General features: G+C 68.5%; 11 protein-coding genes and 4 pseudogenes. 8 read left to right on the forward strand and 7 right to left on the reverse strand.

The window, feature by feature from the left end:
- Positions 1-114: 114 nt before the first annotated feature.
- Positions 115-348, forward strand: coding sequence for a hypothetical protein (locus AWC07_RS02605; RefSeq protein WP_036415147.1), 234 nt, complete (start codon positions 115-117; stop codon positions 346-348).
- A gap of 54 nt (positions 349-402) precedes the next feature.
- On the opposite strand, the pseudogene AWC07_RS02610 reads toward AWC07_RS02605, so the two are convergent.
- Together AWC07_RS02610 and AWC07_RS29240 are read right to left on the reverse strand one after the other, a co-directional pair.
- A pseudogene (locus AWC07_RS02610) lies at positions 403-1,150 on the reverse strand (DUF899 domain-containing protein).
- A gap of 112 nt (positions 1,151-1,262) precedes the next feature.
- Entirely contained in the window at positions 1,263-1,388 is a 126-nt protein-coding gene (locus AWC07_RS29240; protein WP_279628851.1) for a hypothetical protein, read from the reverse strand.
- A gap of 270 nt (positions 1,389-1,658) precedes the next feature.
- Here AWC07_RS29240 and AWC07_RS28365 point away from each other — a divergent pair, with 270 nt between their 5' ends.
- From AWC07_RS28365 to AWC07_RS02625, 3 genes are all read left to right on the forward strand, one after another.
- On the forward strand, positions 1,659-1,877 hold the full coding sequence (locus AWC07_RS28365; protein ID WP_036415150.1) for a sigma factor: 219 nt from the start codon (positions 1,659-1,661) through the stop codon (positions 1,875-1,877).
- 294 nt (positions 1,878-2,171) lie between these two features.
- Positions 2,172-2,525 (forward strand): nuclear transport factor 2 family protein, encoded by a 354-nt coding sequence (locus AWC07_RS02620; protein WP_139829498.1) that lies wholly within the window; start codon positions 2,172-2,174, stop codon positions 2,523-2,525.
- A gap of 111 nt (positions 2,526-2,636) precedes the next feature.
- Entirely contained in the window at positions 2,637-7,469 is a 4,833-nt protein-coding gene (locus AWC07_RS02625) for a cation-translocating P-type ATPase (RefSeq protein ID WP_085104941.1), read from the forward strand.
- Here the strand turns inward: AWC07_RS02625 and AWC07_RS02630 are convergent.
- From AWC07_RS02630 to AWC07_RS02640, 3 genes and pseudogenes are all read right to left on the reverse strand, one after another.
- On the reverse strand, positions 7,460-9,046 hold the full coding sequence (locus AWC07_RS02630; RefSeq protein ID WP_036419861.1) for an AMP-binding protein: 1,587 nt from the start codon (positions 9,044-9,046) through the stop codon (positions 7,460-7,462). The two genes, AWC07_RS02625 and AWC07_RS02630, sit on opposite strands and share 10 nt — an antisense overlap.
- A 2-nt stretch (positions 9,047-9,048) precedes the next feature.
- Positions 9,049-9,945 (reverse strand): SDR family NAD(P)-dependent oxidoreductase, encoded by an 897-nt coding sequence (locus tag AWC07_RS02635; RefSeq protein ID WP_036419863.1) that lies wholly within the window; start codon positions 9,943-9,945, stop codon positions 9,049-9,051.
- Between the two features lie 100 nt (positions 9,946-10,045).
- A pseudogene (locus tag AWC07_RS02640) lies at positions 10,046-10,396 on the reverse strand (oxygenase MpaB family protein); the annotation flags it as partial.
- Between the two features lie 97 nt (positions 10,397-10,493).
- Here AWC07_RS02640 and AWC07_RS02645 point away from each other — a divergent pair.
- The 4 genes and pseudogenes from AWC07_RS02645 to AWC07_RS02655 all read left to right on the forward strand — a co-directional run bounded on the left by AWC07_RS02645 (position 10,494) and on the right by AWC07_RS02655 (position 13,875).
- Entirely contained in the window at positions 10,494-11,099 is a 606-nt protein-coding gene (locus AWC07_RS02645; protein WP_036413311.1) for a TetR/AcrR family transcriptional regulator, read from the forward strand.
- 71 nt (positions 11,100-11,170) lie between these two features.
- Positions 11,171-11,324, forward strand: a pseudogene (locus AWC07_RS26495) (adenylate/guanylate cyclase domain-containing protein); the annotation flags it as partial.
- An 80-nt stretch (positions 11,325-11,404) separates the two neighbouring features.
- The gene (locus AWC07_RS02650; RefSeq protein WP_036413313.1) at positions 11,405-13,651 is read left to right on the forward strand and encodes a heavy metal translocating P-type ATPase; all 2,247 of its coding nucleotides are present in this window, start codon (positions 11,405-11,407) and stop codon (positions 13,649-13,651) included.
- Positions 13,651-13,875 carry a heavy-metal-associated domain-containing protein gene (locus AWC07_RS02655; protein WP_036413315.1) on the forward strand — a complete coding sequence of 75 codons (225 nt, stop codon included), beginning with the start codon at positions 13,651-13,653 and terminating at the stop codon, positions 13,873-13,875. Before AWC07_RS02650 ends, AWC07_RS02655 begins: the two co-directional genes overlap by 1 nt.
- 192 nt (positions 13,876-14,067) lie before the next feature.
- Here the strand turns inward: AWC07_RS02655 and AWC07_RS26500 are convergent, their stop codons facing one another.
- Positions 14,068-14,286 (reverse strand): hypothetical protein, encoded by a 219-nt coding sequence (locus tag AWC07_RS26500; protein WP_139829500.1) that lies wholly within the window; start codon positions 14,284-14,286, stop codon positions 14,068-14,070.
- 62 nt (positions 14,287-14,348) lie between these two features.
- Positions 14,349-14,669: pseudogene (locus AWC07_RS02660) on the reverse strand (PE family protein); the annotation flags it as partial.

Consider the following 14,669-nt stretch of genomic DNA (forward strand, 5'->3'; position numbering starts at 1 on the left):
ATCAACCATTTCGCGGGCATTCTTAAGTGATGCACCGAGGGCGTTTCGCGGGCACTTTTCGTGATGCTTGCCGGGGTGTTCCCTGGTGAACTGAATTGGCTTACTGTGTGTTGCGTGGAGGCACACGGAACCCCTGAATTGGTGGCCGTCGAAAATTTGCACTCTGGTGACCCGATCACCGATATCAACGGTGGTGGTCAAAGGTACATAGTTCTCGAATCGAAGGCCGTCGGTGATGGCTGCGTGGTTCTCGAACTCGAGTCCAGGGTCGACCATCGGCTGCAGGTCATCGAGAAGTCATTCCCCACCGGCTATCACGTTGGCCGGGCGAACCACCGCATTCTGTAGCGGCGAATTTCGCCGTCCCGACTGTCCGAGCCCGTTCGGCGGCTACCGGTTGACTCAGCTGTTGCGCGGCGGCCTTATGTCGTTGGGATCGTCGGGGTCCGGCTCACCGAACCAGCGCGACGGCTCGTGCCGGCCGTATTCGTCATGCCAGTTCCACCACTCATACGGGGCGGACTGCGGATAGTCTGCCGGGGAGTCCTCCCACTCCTCCTGACGCCCGAGCGCCGTCATGTCGAGGAAGCTCCACGTAGTGCCCAGCGCCTCGTCGCCGCGATTGTTGATGAAGTACGTGCGGAACACCCGGTTGCCGTCATGAATGAAGGCGTTGGTGCCATGCCATTGGTCGACGCCGAAGTCAAGCCTGAAAATCTCCGAAGCCGTCGGTGATGGTGTACCACGGCATCTGCCAGCCCATCCGGGCCTTGAGGCGCTCGATATCGGGCTGCGGCGCACGCGAGGCGAACACCAGCGTGGTATCGCGGGCGTTGAGGTGGGCGAGATGGCCGATGTGGTCGGCGATCATCGAGCAGCCGCGGCAGGCATGGTCGGGCCAGCCGTGCACGCCGGGCTCGAAGAAGGCACGGTAGACGATCAGCTGGCGGCGGCCGTCGAACAGGCCCAGCAGTTTCGTCGTGCCCTCGGGCCCGTCGAACCGGTAGTCCTTGTCCACCAGCAGCCACGGCATGCGACGGCGCATCGCGGCCAACGCATCTCGAGCTCGGGTCAGCTCCTTTTCCTTGACCAGCAGTTGCCGGTGTGCGGCCTGCCATTCCTCGGCCGACACGATCGGGGGTGTTTGCATTGCCATCTCCGCCTTCCTATATCCCAGTCGATCTCTTCAGTCAGCGCAGCGGCGAAAGGCCCGCCGCCGTAAGCAAGTACGCATCACAGTCCCGCCGCAGACCGCCGGCGATCTACAGCACGGATCGCCCGACCTGCGCTTCGGCCAGCACGGGCCCCGACGACCGCACGAAGGTGTCGACGTCGAGGCCCTGCCACCCCGCGTAGGCCGCCACCGCTTCGGCGCCCAGATCGGTCACCGACTGGCCCCGGTCACGACGGCCGTCGTGCCGACGAGACCGTCGACCTGGGTTGACATGGGCTGGTTCATGGCCGTACTCGCTTTCGCTCTTGAGGTGCGCATCAATTCCGCACCAATAGACACCAATAGAGATGCGCCGCGACGACCGAATTCATCGCTGTCGAGATCGGGCCGATGATTGTTGCCGCCGGATGTATCTATATGGACGACGCGATCTATAAGGACATAGCGGCACGCTCACACCGCGCCCATTCAGAGGAGCAACCAGGTGCCGGTGCACGACTTCATCGAGGAACGCGCGGCGCCCTTTCGGGCCGAACTGATCGCGCACTGCTATCGCATGCTCGGTTCGGTTCACGACGCCGAAGACCTTGTCCAGGAGACGTACCTGAAGGCCTGGCGCGGGTTCGACGCCTCCGAGGAACTCGCGGCACTGCGGACCTGGCTGTACCGGATCGCAACGAACGCGTGCTTGCGTGCCCTGTAGAGCCGCGCGCGCCGGGTGCTGCCGGCCGGGCTGGGTGACCACTCAGCCGATCCGTACACCAATCTGGACGGCGCGGCCTTCGATGGCAGCACTCAGTGGCTGGAGCCGATTCCCGACGCCTTGACATCCCTGACATTCCCGACGCCTTGACATCCCTGACATCCCCGACACCCGAGGCCGCCGTCGCCGCCAAACACAGTGTCCGGCTGGCCGTGATGACGGCCCTGCAGGAGCTGCCGGCGCGGCAACGCGCCGAGTGCCGCCGCCGAGCCCGAGGACGCCGGGCGCCGCGAATTGCTCGATCGCTACTGCGCGGCGTTCGAGAACGCCGACATGGCCGCTCTCACCGAGCTGTTGCAAGCCGACGTCAAGCTCGAAATGCCGCCGGTGCCCGTGTGGTTCACCGGCCGAGACGCCGTGCTGCGCTTTCTTGCCGCGCGGGCTTTCACCAGAGCCGGCGACATCTCCATGGTCCTGACGGCCGCCAACGGGCAACCTGCGGCCGCGGAGTACCGTCGCGGTGAAGATGACGTGATGCGGGCTCATTCCGTGCATATCCTGACCCTGGGTGCCACCGGGATCGCTGCGACTACCGTCTTTCTCGATCCGAGTCTGTTTAGCTCCTTCGGTTTGCCGTTAACTCGGTAGCCGGGCCTACCGCACGCCGTGTGGACAGGTCCTCGCCATGCCGCGAGTATTAGGGCGCGGTAGGCCCCGGCTAGGCACGGTAGGCCGCGGTAGGCATTGAGAGGTGACGGAATGAAGATTCCGGGTGTGGCCGACGTCGTCGGCGGGATCACCGGAGGGGCCGCCCAGGCGTTGCGGGCCGGGGTGAGTGGTGTGGCCGGCGCTGTGGGCGCGGTGGAGATGCTGGCCAGCCCGATGCTGGAGCTGATCGTTCCGGTGGTGGAGGCGGCGGCTCAGTCAACCGGACATGCGCTCGGCATGACGAATTCCGTTACCGAAGGGGCCGGCCACCTTGCGCCGCCGATGCGTTGGCACAGCGGTCGGCGAGTACACCTGGACCTGGATCCGTTGCTGCCCTTTCCCCGATGGCACGAGCACGCCGCGGTGCTCGAGGAACCGGTTCGCCGGATTCCCGGAATCGACAAGGCACACGTGGAAGGCGCCTTGGGCCGCTTGGTATTCGAACTCTCACCCGATGCCGACAGCGACGCCGTCGTGGACCAGGTGCGCGAAACGGTGTGTGCCGTCGCCGCGGACCTCACCTCCACGGTGTCGGCACCTCGCACCGCGCCCTTCGCCGACCCGGGTAACCCGTTGGCCATTCTGGTGCCGCTGACCGCGGCGGCCATGGACGTGGTAGCCCTCGGGGCGTCGGTGACCGGTTGGTTCACCCGCCTTCCCGTCGCGCCGCGAAGCGCGCGCGCGGCGGCCGCGCTGCTGAACAACCAGCCGCGCGTGGTGGCGGTGCTGGAGTCGCGGCTGGGCCGGGTCGGCACCGACCTTGCGCTGAGCGCTTCGACAGCCGTGGCGTCCGGGTTGAGCCAATCGGTCGGCACCCCGCTGCTCAACCTGGCCCAGCGTGGCCTGCAGCTGTCCGAGGCGGCGGCGCATCGGCAACGATGGCGTGCCCGCGAGCCCGAACTCGCCTCACCCGGCCGGCCCCAGGCGCCGGTGGTCCCGGTCATCTCGTCGGCGGGTCCCGATTCGCACGCGCCCCGGCACAACTGGGCCGCCACGGCCGCCGGCGACGCCTCGCACATCGTCGTCGACGGCGCGATCGATGCCGCGATCGACACCGCCAAGGGCTCGATGGCCGGGCCGGTCGAAACCTACGTGGACCAAGCCGCCAACGGCTCGGCGATCGCCGCGGTGGGCGCGCTACTGGCCGGCGGCGGACCCGCCGAGGCCGGCGAGGCGATCCTGGCCGGAGTGCCGAAGGCGGCCCACCTGGGCCGGCAGGCGTTCGCCGCGATCCTGGGTCGCGGCCTGGCGAACTCCGGGCAACTGATCCTCGACCCGGGTGCGCTGCGGCGCCTCGATCGGGTGAAAGTGGTTGTCATCGACGGCGCTGCGCTGCGCGGTGATCATCGTGCCGTCTTGCGGGCGCGCGGCGACGAGCCCGGCTGGGATGACGACCGCGTCTACGAGGTGGCCGACGCGCTGCTGCACGGCGAGGAGGCACCCGAGCCTGACCCCGACGAACTGCCCGCGACCGGCGCACGGTTGAAATGGGTTCGGGCGCAAGGGCCGTCGGCGGCTCCGGCGCAGGGCCTCGAACGTGCCGACCTGCTTGTCGACGGCGAGTCCGTGGGCAGCGTCGACGTCGGATGGGAGGTCGACCCCTACGCGATCGCGTTGCTGCAGACCGCGCACCGAACCGGAGCGCGCGTGGTCTTGCGTCATGTCGCCGGCACCGAGGATCTGGCCGCCAGCGTCGGTGCGACACATCCGCCCGGTACGCCGCTGCTCAGGTTGGTGCGCGAACTGCGCTCAGATCGTGGCCCGGTGCTGCTGATCACCGCATTGCACCGGGATTTCGCTTCCACCGATACGTTGGCCGCGCTGGCCATTGCCGACGTCGGGGTGGCCCTCGACGATCCCCGCGCGGCCACGCCGTGGACGGCGGACATCATCACCGGCACCGATCTCGCCGCGGCGGTGCGAATCCTGTCGGCGTTGCCGGTGGCGCGGGCGGCCAGTGAATCCGCGGTGCGCCTGGCTCAGGGCGGCACCACCCTGGCCGGGCTGCTGCTGGTCACCGGTGACCCGGGCCGGACCACCAATCCGCTTTCGTTGCGGCGCTGGTTCAACCCCGTCAATGCCGCTGCCGCAACCGCTTTGGTGTCGGGTGCCTTCTCGGCCGGCAAGGTGCTGCGGCTGCCCGATCCCACCCCGCAACCGTTGACCGCCTGGCACGCCCTGGACCCCGAAATCGTCTATGCCCGCCTGGCCGGCGGATCCCGGCCGTTGGCGGCCGAGCCTGGAACCCCGGAATGGCGGCGCCGGCTGGACGACCTGTCCTACAGCCCGGTGCTGGCACCGCTGCGCACACCGGCCAGGAACGTGGTGAAGCTGGCTGCCGCCACCCGGCACGAGCTCGCCGATCCGCTGACGCCGATCCTGGCCGTCGGCGCGGCGGCCTCGGCGATCGTCGGCAGCAACGTCGACGCGCTGCTGGTCGCGGGCGTCATGACCATCAACGCGATCACCGGCGGGGCACAGCGATTGCGGGCCGAGGCCGCGGCTGCCGAACTGTTCGCCGAGCAGGACCAATTGGTGCGCCGCGTCGTGGTCCCGGCGGTCGCGACGACCCGGCGCCGGCTGGAGGCGGCCCGCACCGCGACCCGGACCGTCACGGTGTCGGCGAAGTCGCTGCGTCCCGGCGATGTCATCGACCTGGCCGCACCCGAGGTGGTACCGGCGGACGCCCGCGTTTTGGTCGCCGAGGACCTCGAAGTCGACGAATCCCTGCTCACCGGGGAGTCATTGCCGGTGGGAAAGCAGGTGGATCCCGTCGCCGTCAACGACGACGACCGGGCCAGCATGCTGTTCGAGGGCAGCGCCATCGTGGCCGGGCGCGCTCGGGCCATCGTCGTGGCCACCGGCGTCGGCACCGCCGCGCACCGCGCCATCTCGGCTGTCGCCGACGTCGAGACCTCGGCCGGGGTGCAGGCCCGGCTGCGGGAGCTGACCAGCAAGGTTCTTCCGATGACGCTCGCCGGCGGTGCCGCGGTGACCGGCTTGGCGCTGCTGCGGCGGGCTTCACTGCGTCAGGCGGTCGCCGACGGCGTCGCGATCGCGGTCGCCGCCGTCCCCGAGGGCCTGCCATTGGTCGCCACCCTCTCACAGCTGGCCGCCGCGCAACGACTGACCGCGCGCGGCGCGCTGGTGCGCGCGCCGCGCACCATCGAAGCGCTGGGCCGGGTCGACACCATCTGCTTCGACAAGACCGGCACCCTGACCGAGAACCGGCTGCGGGTGGTGTGCGCCATCCCGGGTTCGGCCACCCCGAACCAGCCGTTCCCCGACGCCGCGGACCCGCACTCGGCGGCGGTGCTGAGGGCTGCCGCGCGCGCGTCCACCCAGCCACACGGCGGGCAAGGACACGCCCACGCCACCGATGAGGCGATCCTGGTTGCAGCGAATTCCCTTGATGGCCAAGGTGATTCGGAATGGAATTTGCTGGCCGAGGTGCCGTTCGAGTCCAGTCGCGGCTATGCGGCCGCCATCGGCAGGACGGCCGCGGATGTCGAGCCGGTGCTCATGCTCAAGGGCGCCCCGGAGACGATTTTGCCGCGCTGCCGGTTCGCCGACCCTTCAAAGGAACAGGCCGATCTCGAGCATGCCGAGTCGCTGGTGCACAGTCTCGCCGAGCAGGGTTTGCGGGTGCTTGCAGTAGCCCGGCGCCCGTGGGAGCACGACACCGACGACGACGACACCGGCGCCGACGCCGTGGACGCGGCGGCCCACGATCTGGAACTGCTGGGCTATGTCGGCCTGGCCGACACCGCGCGCCCCTCGGCTCGGCCGTTGATCGAAGCACTGCTGGACGCCGAGCGCCACGTGGTGCTGATCACCGGCGACCATCCGGTCACCGCCCGGGCGATCGCCCGCCAACTGGGCCTGCCGCCGGACGTGCGGGTGGTGACCGGAGCCGAACTGGCCAACCTCGACGAGGACGGTTGCGCCAAAGTCGCCGCGGATGTGCAGGTATTCGCCCGGGTCAGCCCGGAACAAAAGGTACAGATCGTGGCCGCCCTGCAGCGCTGCGGACGGGTGACCGCGATGGTCGGCGACGGCGCCAACGACGCCGCCGCCATCCGGATGGCCGACGTGGGTATCGGGGTGAGCGGTCGCGGTTCGTCGGCCGCCCGTGGTGCGGCCGACATCGTCTTGACCGACGACGACCTCAGCGTGCTGCTCGACGCGCTGGTCGAAGGCCGCAGCATGTGGGCAGGGGTACGCGACGCGGTCACCATCCTGGTCGGCGGCAACGTCGGCGAGGTGCTGTTCACCATCATCGGGACCGCGTTCGGAGCCGGCCGCGCGCCGGTGGGCACGCGCCAACTGCTGCTGGTCAACCTGCTCACCGACATGTTCCCGGCCCTTGCCGTCGCCGTCACGTCGCAACACGCCGAACCCGACGAGGCCGAATACGAGTCCGCGGAAGAGGCCGAAGAGGCCCATCGCGCCCATCGGCGGGCGGTGCTGACCGGCCCGACGCCCTCCCTCGACGCGCCGCTGATGCGCCAGATCGTCACCCGCGGCGCGGTCACGGCCGCCGGCGCGACGGCGGCCTGGGCCATCGGCCGCTGGACACCGGGAACCGAACGCCGCACCGCGACAATGGGATTGACCGCCCTGGTGACCACCCAGCTGGCACAGACCCTACTGGCCCGACGGCACAGCCCGCTCGTCGTGGCGACCGCGCTGGGCAGCGCGGCCGTCTTGGTGGGCATCATCCAAACCCCGGTTGTCAGCCACTTTTTCGGATGCACACCGCTGGGCCCGGTCGCCTGGACGGGTGTGTTCGGCGCTACCGCCGGGGCCACCGTGGTCTCGGTGCTCGCGCCGAAGTGGTTGGCCAACACCATCGGCGTCGCGCAAGACGACGATCAGGACTGAGTTTCAGGGCCGGCGAGGGTCGTCAGTTCCTTGCGCAGCACCTTGCCGGTCGTATTGCGCGGGATGCGGTCGACGACGTGAATGTCTTTGGGCTGCTCGAATCGAGAAACCTTGCCCTTCACGAACTCCCGTATCTCCTCCGGGTCGAGCTCGCGATCCGGCCGGGCAACGATGAACGCGGCCAACCGATTGCCGAACCGGTCGTCGGGAACACCGACGACCGCGTTCTCGGCGATGTCGGGGTGTTGGGCGAGCGCATTTTCCAGGGCACGCGGATAGACGTTTTCCCCGCCCGAGACGATCATGTCGTCTTCCCGCCCGACGATGTACAGCCGGCCCGACTCGTCGAGGTAGCCCATGTCGCCGGTGCTGGACATGCCGTCGATGACGGCTTTGGCGCCGCCACCGGTATAGCCGTCGGATTTCAGTTCACCGCCGACGAAAATGCGCCCGGTGACCCGCGGCCCGACCGGGCGGCCGTTTCGGTCGAAGATGCGGACCGGGCAACCCGCGACGGGCCTGCCCACCGTCTCCGGGGCAGCCCGCAACTCGGCCGGGGTGGCCAAGGATCCGATGCCGACCTCGGTGGAGCCGTAAAGGTTGTAGAGGATGTCGCCGTAGGTATCCATGAACCGTCGCGCCAGGCCGGGATCGAGCCGGTCCCCGCTGGAGATCACCACTCGCAGGCACGGAACCGGGTTTCGAGCCCGTACCCGCTGAGGCAGATCCAGGATGCGCGCCAGCATGACCGGGACCGCGCTCAACGCGTCGGCCCGATGCAGCGACGCTTGAGCCAGCGTGGCTTCGGCATCGAAGCGCCGCCGGGTCAGCACCGTGCCGCCCAGGCCGATGGTCAGGGTCAGCACGCCGAAGCCCAGCCCGTGAAACATGGGCGTGGCCAAGGCCATCCGCGAGCCGACGCGCAGCCGGGTGCGCTCGAGAATCGTCACCCCGACGCCCAGCCCCGAGCTCACCTTGGGGGTGCGCGGCACCCCCTTGGGCACGCCCGTCGTACCCGAAGTCAACAGGATGATCCGGCCCGACGCGACAACCTCGGGCCGCGCACCACCGCGCATGGTGGTGACCGTCTGCGGATCGATTACCGTTGCCGAATGCCCGGTTTCGGAGATTTGGTCGATGAATTCCTTGTCGCACAGGATTATTCGGATTTGGTGGGCACTCAGCGCGGCCGCCAGCGCAGTGCTGCGGAATTCGGTGTTCACCAACACCACATCGGCGCCGACCAGGCTCGCGGCGAACACCGCCGTAACGAAGCTACGTCCGTTGCGGCACATCACGCCCACCGCCTGCCCGGCCCCGGCGCCGGCATCCGAGAGCTCGTGGGCAATCGATTCGGTCATCGACTGCAGTTCGCGGTAACTCAGCGCGCCGTCGTCGTCGATGATCGCGGTCCGGTCAGGCCATCGCGCCGCGGCGACGGCGAGCAGGGTGTACAGATTCAGGCCACCCCGATACAGCTCGCGGACCAGGCGCAACAGCGCAACCGGGGCCGGCGGACCGAGCAGTCCCGAAAACAACACCGCCCGAGCCGCCGTGCCGACCACGCTGCCGACCATCGTCACCTTTCTGTCCGGACCGAGCCGGCGAAGAACCGCCGGTGCCACAACCCTGCGGCCCGTTCGGCCGGTCCGGCCAGCAACACCGAGGCAATCTCGGCGGGCCACAGCCAGGGTGGCTCGATGGTTCGGGGACGCTCGACGATCGCCTTCGCGATGGCATCGGCGGCCTCACCGGGATACAGGCCGGGAAGTCGCCCCAGGATGGGTGTGGGCTCGATCATCCGGGTGCGCACCAGCGCAAAGTAAACCGACGTCACATCCACACCGTCGACGTGCAACTCCGGTGAAACGCTGCGCAGCCAGCGATCGAAAGCGCCCTTGGATGCCTGATAGGCACCCCATTGCGGGCCGGGCACCACGCGTACCCCGACGCTGGAGACGTTGACGATGTGCCCGCGACCGGCCTCACGCATAGCCGGCAGCAGTCCCAACAGGAGCCAGATGGGTCCCAGGTAATTGATGTCGATGGTGCGCTGAAAGTCGTGGGGCCGGTCGTACTGGTCGTGCAGCGACCGGCGCAGCGACTTGCCCGCGTTGCTCACCACGATGTCCAGCGGCCCGTGGTTCTCGTTGATGTGCTTGGTCAGCACGCTGACGGCGGCCTCGTCGCCGAGGTCGGCCGGATAGGCGATCGCTGCGCCGCCGCCGGCGTTGATGGCCGCCGCAACGTCGTCGAGCCTCTCGGCCGATCGGGCCACGATCAGCACGGTCGCTCCGGCCGCGGCCAGCTTGCGGGCGGTGGCCTCGCCGATACCGTAGGACGCGCCGGTCACCAACACGGTCTTGCCGGAGACGGCGCTGCGCAGTTTGTCGGGATCCGATAGGCGCGCCGGGTTGGCCAGTCTGGTGCCGGCCTGTTCAAAGGCCTCCATCACCGTCCGAGCTGCCAGATTCATTCGACGGGATCCCCTGATTGCGTTTTCACTATCTTGCCTATCTTGGCAATCTTGGCGCACGGCCGCCATCGCGGTGCAAGGGGCTCCCGTCTGCGGCGTTCTACCCTGTCCTGCGGCGGTTGTGCAGCTTGCGCGAGTCGACGCCGCAACGGCCCCACGCGTCGGCGGCCCACGGCGCATAGATCAACCTCAGCGGTAGCCGGTTGATCAGAGGATTCACCGCTCGCACCACCGCCGCGAATCGCTGGAATCGCTTCTCCTTCCTGGCATCCCAGTCCAGGTCGCAGACGTCGCGCAGTTGCGGCGGCAACGTCCCCACGATGACCAGCCGCGCGTAGGCGTTCAGTGGCGCGGACAGGACCTTCCAGATCGGGCCGGGAACCTTGCGTGGACCCGGGAACCCTTTGCGGAGGTAACCGGTGCCGTACCGGACCGTCTGGTGCGGGACGAACTCCAACCTGACGAGGCAGTGACACAATTCTGTTTCTTTGCATCAAAATAGCCGGCTAGGTGGACGTCGGCAATCTCGACGGCAGGGCAGAACTATCATGCAGTCCAGAATGGGCGCCGAAACCAGCACCGACAGGGCCGAGTCGATCACCAGCCTGGACCGAACCATTCTGGACACGGCCCGCACGGTGTTCGAAACCTACGGCCTGCGTCGGGCCAATATCGAGGATGTGGCGGCGCGCGCCGGAGTGAGCCGCAGCACCATCTATCGACGCTTCCCCACCAAGGACACGCTCTTCGAACGCGTCATGCGCCGCGAAGCCGAACTGTTCTTCACCACGCTCGACAACGCCACCGACGGCCTCGATCCGCAACAGGCGGTGATCGAGGCGTTCACCCTCGGGGTGCGACTTATCAAAGACTCGCCGCTGTATGCGCGCATCGCCGAGAGCGAACCCGAACTGTTCGGCATGTTCTCCCGGTCGCATGTGTTCCCGATCGGCCAATTCGCCGACGGGATCGCCCGCACCCTGCGGCGCTGCGGCGCCGCCATCCCCGACGCCGACCTTGCCAACATCGCCGACATCCTGCTGCGGGTCGCCGTCGGCATCATCATGTTCCCCACCGACCGCCTCGACACCTCCGACGACGCGGCCGTCCGCGACTACGCCGCCCGCTATCTCGTCCCGATCGTCACCGGGTAGCCGTGTCCCAGGTGCCCCGGACTCGCTAGGCCAAGGGCGGCGGCCTCGACATCGCCTACCAGGTGATCGGGGCGCTCGCCGAACCCAGTGAGGCGCTGGTGTCCTCGACGGTGCGCGACATTGTCACCGGCTCCAAGCACAGCTTCGCCGAGCGGTGACCACGAACGCAAAGGTGTGCCGGGCCGGTGGCGGCTTTACGCACTGGTCAGCGACCATTCCCGGTAGCGGGAACCGATTGCGGCCGGTGTCCGACTTGTAGGCTGACAAGAGCATTTACACCAATCCGAGCCGATCCGAGGAGGGCCGTGGCGGCTCCAGTTGTGGGGGACTCCGACCTCGGCTCCGTGCGGCCGTCGCCGACCTATATCCAGCTCGATATTGCCGGAATGTCCTGCGCTGCCTGCGCGAGCCGCGTCGAAACGAAGCTGAACAAGGTTCCCGGGGTGCGGGCATCGGTCAACTTCGCCACCCGGGTCGCGACGATCGACGCCGTCGACCTGGCCGCCGATGAGCTGTGCGAGGTGGTCGAGAAGGCCGGATACCACGCGGTGCCCCATACGGAGTCGGCCACCGACGAACGGGATCCCGACGCCGAGCACGCCCGCAACCTCCTGCGGCGGCTCCTGGTCGCGGCGGTGCTCTTCGTGCCGCTGGCCGACCTGTCGACCATGTTCGCGCTCGTACCCAACACCAGGTTCCCCGGCTGGGGATACGTCTTGACCGGGCTCGCCGCCCCGATCGTGACGTGGGCCGCCTGGCCATTCCACTCGGTGGCGCTGCGGAACGCGCGCCACCGGACCGCCTCGATGGAAACGCTTATCTCGGTGGGCATCACCGCGGCCACCGTCTGGTCGCTGTCGACCGCCTTCGTCGACAAGCACCCCCGGGAAAGCAGCGGAATCTGGCAGGCGATCCTCAACAGCGACTCCATCTATCTCGAGGTCGCCGCGGGAGTCACGGTCTTCGTCCTGACCGGCCGGTACTTCGAGGCCCGCGCTAAATCCAAGGCCGGTAGCGCGTTGCGCGCGCTGGCTGCGCTGGGCGCCAAGGATGTGACGGTGCTGCTGCCCGACGGGGCCGAACTGGTGATCCCGGCCAGCGAACTCAAAAGGCAGCAGCGCTTCGTGACCCGTCCCGGCGAGACCATCGCCGCCGACGGGGTCGTCGTCGACGGCACCGCGGCGATCGACATGAGCGCGATGACCGGCGAGGCCAAGCCGGTCCGGGCGGCCCCGGACTCCCCGGTCCTGGGCGGCACCGTCGTGCTGGACGGCCGCCTGGTCATCGAGGCCACCGCCGTGGGCGCCGACACCCAGTTCGCCGCGATGGTTCGCCTCGTCGAGGAAGCGCAGGCGCAGAAGGCCGGCGCCCAGCGCCTGGCCGACCGGATCTCGGCGGTGTTCGTGCCGGTCGTCTTTGCCATCGCAGTGGTGGCCGGTGGGTGCTGGCTCCTCAGCGGCGCCGGTGCGGACCGCGCATTCTCGGTGACGCTCGGGGTGCTGGTGATCGCCTGCCCGTGTGCGCTCGGGCTGGCTACCCCGACGGCAATGATGGTGGCGTCGGGGCGGGGTGCGCAGCTGGGAATTTTCATCAAGGGTTACCGGGCGCTGGAAACCATCCACGGCATCGACACCGTGGTGTTCGACAAGACCGGCACCTTGACCGTCGGCCAGTTGCGGGTCAGCACGGTGACGACGGCCGGCGGGCGGGATTCCGCACAGGTCCTGGCGCTCGCCGCCGCCGTGGAAGCGGCCTCCGAGCATGCCGTGGCGACCGCCATCGTCGCGGCGTCGCCGGCACCGGCTGCGGTCGCCGAGTTCGCCGCGGTCGCCGGATGCGGCGTGTCGGGAATTGTCCACGGCCACCGCGTCGAAGTCGGCAAACCCTCCTGGATCACCCGCGACACACCGTCCGACGTCGCGTTGGACGTTGCCCGTCGCGAAGGCGAGTCACGCGGCGAGACAATAGTTTTCGTGTCTGTGGACGGCGTGGCCTGCGCCGCCATCACGATCGCCGACACGGTCAAGGAGTCGGCAGCCGACGCGGTCCGCGCACTACGCAGCCGAGGGCTGCGGACCATGCTGCTCACCGGCGACAATCGGGCCGTGGCCGACGCGGTCGCCGCCCGGGTCGGCGTCGACACCGCCATCGCCGACGTGCTGCCCGAGGGCAAGGTCAGCGTGATCCAGCGCCTCCGCGACCAGGGACATGCGGTCGCCATGGTCGGCGACGGTATCAACGACGGTCCGGCCCTGGCGGGTGCCGACCTGGGGCTGGCGATCGGGCGTGGCACCGACGTCGCGATCGGTGCGGCCGACATCATCCTGGTTCGCGACGATCTGCACATCGTCCCGCAGGCACTGGATCTGGCGCGCGCCACCTTGCGGACCATCCGGATGAACATGATCTGGGCGTTCGGCTACAACGTCGCTGCGATCCCGATCGCCGCCGCCGGCCTGCTCAATCCGCTGATCGCCGGTGCGGCCATGGCGTTCTCGTCGTTCTTCGTGGTGTCAAACAGCCTGCGGTTACGCAACTTTGGGAGTCAATGATGGCCGAGCAGACATTCTCCGTCGACGGACTGCGCTGTGCGGGGTGCGTCGACACCGTCACCAGCGCGCTGAGGTCCCTGGCGCCCGTCACTTCCGTCGCCGTCGATCTGGATGCCGACGGCCCGTCGACAGTGCGGATTTCGGCCGAGGTGGAACTCACCCGCGAGCAGGTGCAAGCGGCACTGTCGGGAAGTGGCGACTTTTCTGTCTTGGGCCCGTCCTAGGTTGTCTTAGGCCTGTTTAGGCCGGTCCTAGCCCGGGCTTAATGTGGCTACCGTCTTGGACCTGTTTTCTCCAAAGTTGCTTGCCAGCCCGACCTCGAGCACCTGGATGCCGAGTTAGTTTGTGACGCAATCAAGATCGCGGCAGTGCGCGGGTGGGCGTCGCGCGCTCGACGACGTGATCTTTCACTGCAATCATGGCGTTACTTGCACCGCAACCAGTTTCACCATGCCGTGCCGGGACTGGCTTGGCGTGCTGCAATCGATGGGCATGATCTGATCGCATGTTGCTAATGCCGCTGCGGGCACCAGTTCGCCCCTCGCCGGCACGCCGTCGCTGCCGCCCCAATTCTCTTCTGCCACAGCAAGGGTCGCGGCGAGTGTAGAGCCGACGACCTCGACGGCCCGAGTCATGTCGCACAGCGTGCAGCCGCATGATCGCGCGGTCGTATCGCAACCAATGTGCGGCAGGCTGGCTACGGCAAACCGTTGATTCCGGGTACGCCCAGCACGCCTGCGGAGCCGCCTAGACCGCCCGTGCCGGGCGTCGGGCCGGTCCCGCCGTTACCGCCGTTGCCGCCATCGCCGATCAGCACGGCGGTGCCGCCGGTCCCGCCGGCACCTGCGTTTGAGTTGCCGCTATCCCCGCCCACGCCACCGGCACCGCCGTCGCCCCACAGCAGGCCGCCCCGTCCGCCGTTCCCGCCGGCACCGCCGGCGACGGGGTAAACGTCGGTGCCAACTCCCGTCCCGCCGGCCCCCCCGACCCCGCCGTTACCAAGCAGGCTGGCCTCACC

The sequence above is a fragment of the Mycobacterium gastri genome (genome assembly GCF_002102175.1).
In the GTDB taxonomy this organism is placed as follows: domain Bacteria; phylum Actinomycetota; class Actinomycetes; order Mycobacteriales; family Mycobacteriaceae; genus Mycobacterium; species Mycobacterium gastri.

Coding starts and splice junctions, on each gene's coding strand:
- AWC07_RS02625 (WP_085104941.1), top strand. CDS start 2,637: ATGAAGATTCCGGGTGTGGCCGACGTCGTCGGCGGGATCACCGGAGGG.
- AWC07_RS02630 (WP_036419861.1), bottom strand. CDS start 9,046: ATGGTCGGCAGCGTGGTCGGCACGGCGGCTCGGGCGGTGTTGTTTTCG.
- AWC07_RS02635 (WP_036419863.1), bottom strand. CDS start 9,945: ATGAATCTGGCAGCTCGGACGGTGATGGAGGCCTTTGAACAGGCCGGC.
- AWC07_RS02645 (WP_036413311.1), top strand. CDS start 10,494: ATGCAGTCCAGAATGGGCGCCGAAACCAGCACCGACAGGGCCGAGTCG.
- AWC07_RS02655 (WP_036413315.1), top strand. CDS start 13,651: ATGGCCGAGCAGACATTCTCCGTCGACGGACTGCGCTGTGCGGGGTGC.
- AWC07_RS26500 (WP_139829500.1), bottom strand. CDS start 14,286: ATGACTCGGGCCGTCGAGGTCGTCGGCTCTACACTCGCCGCGACCCTT.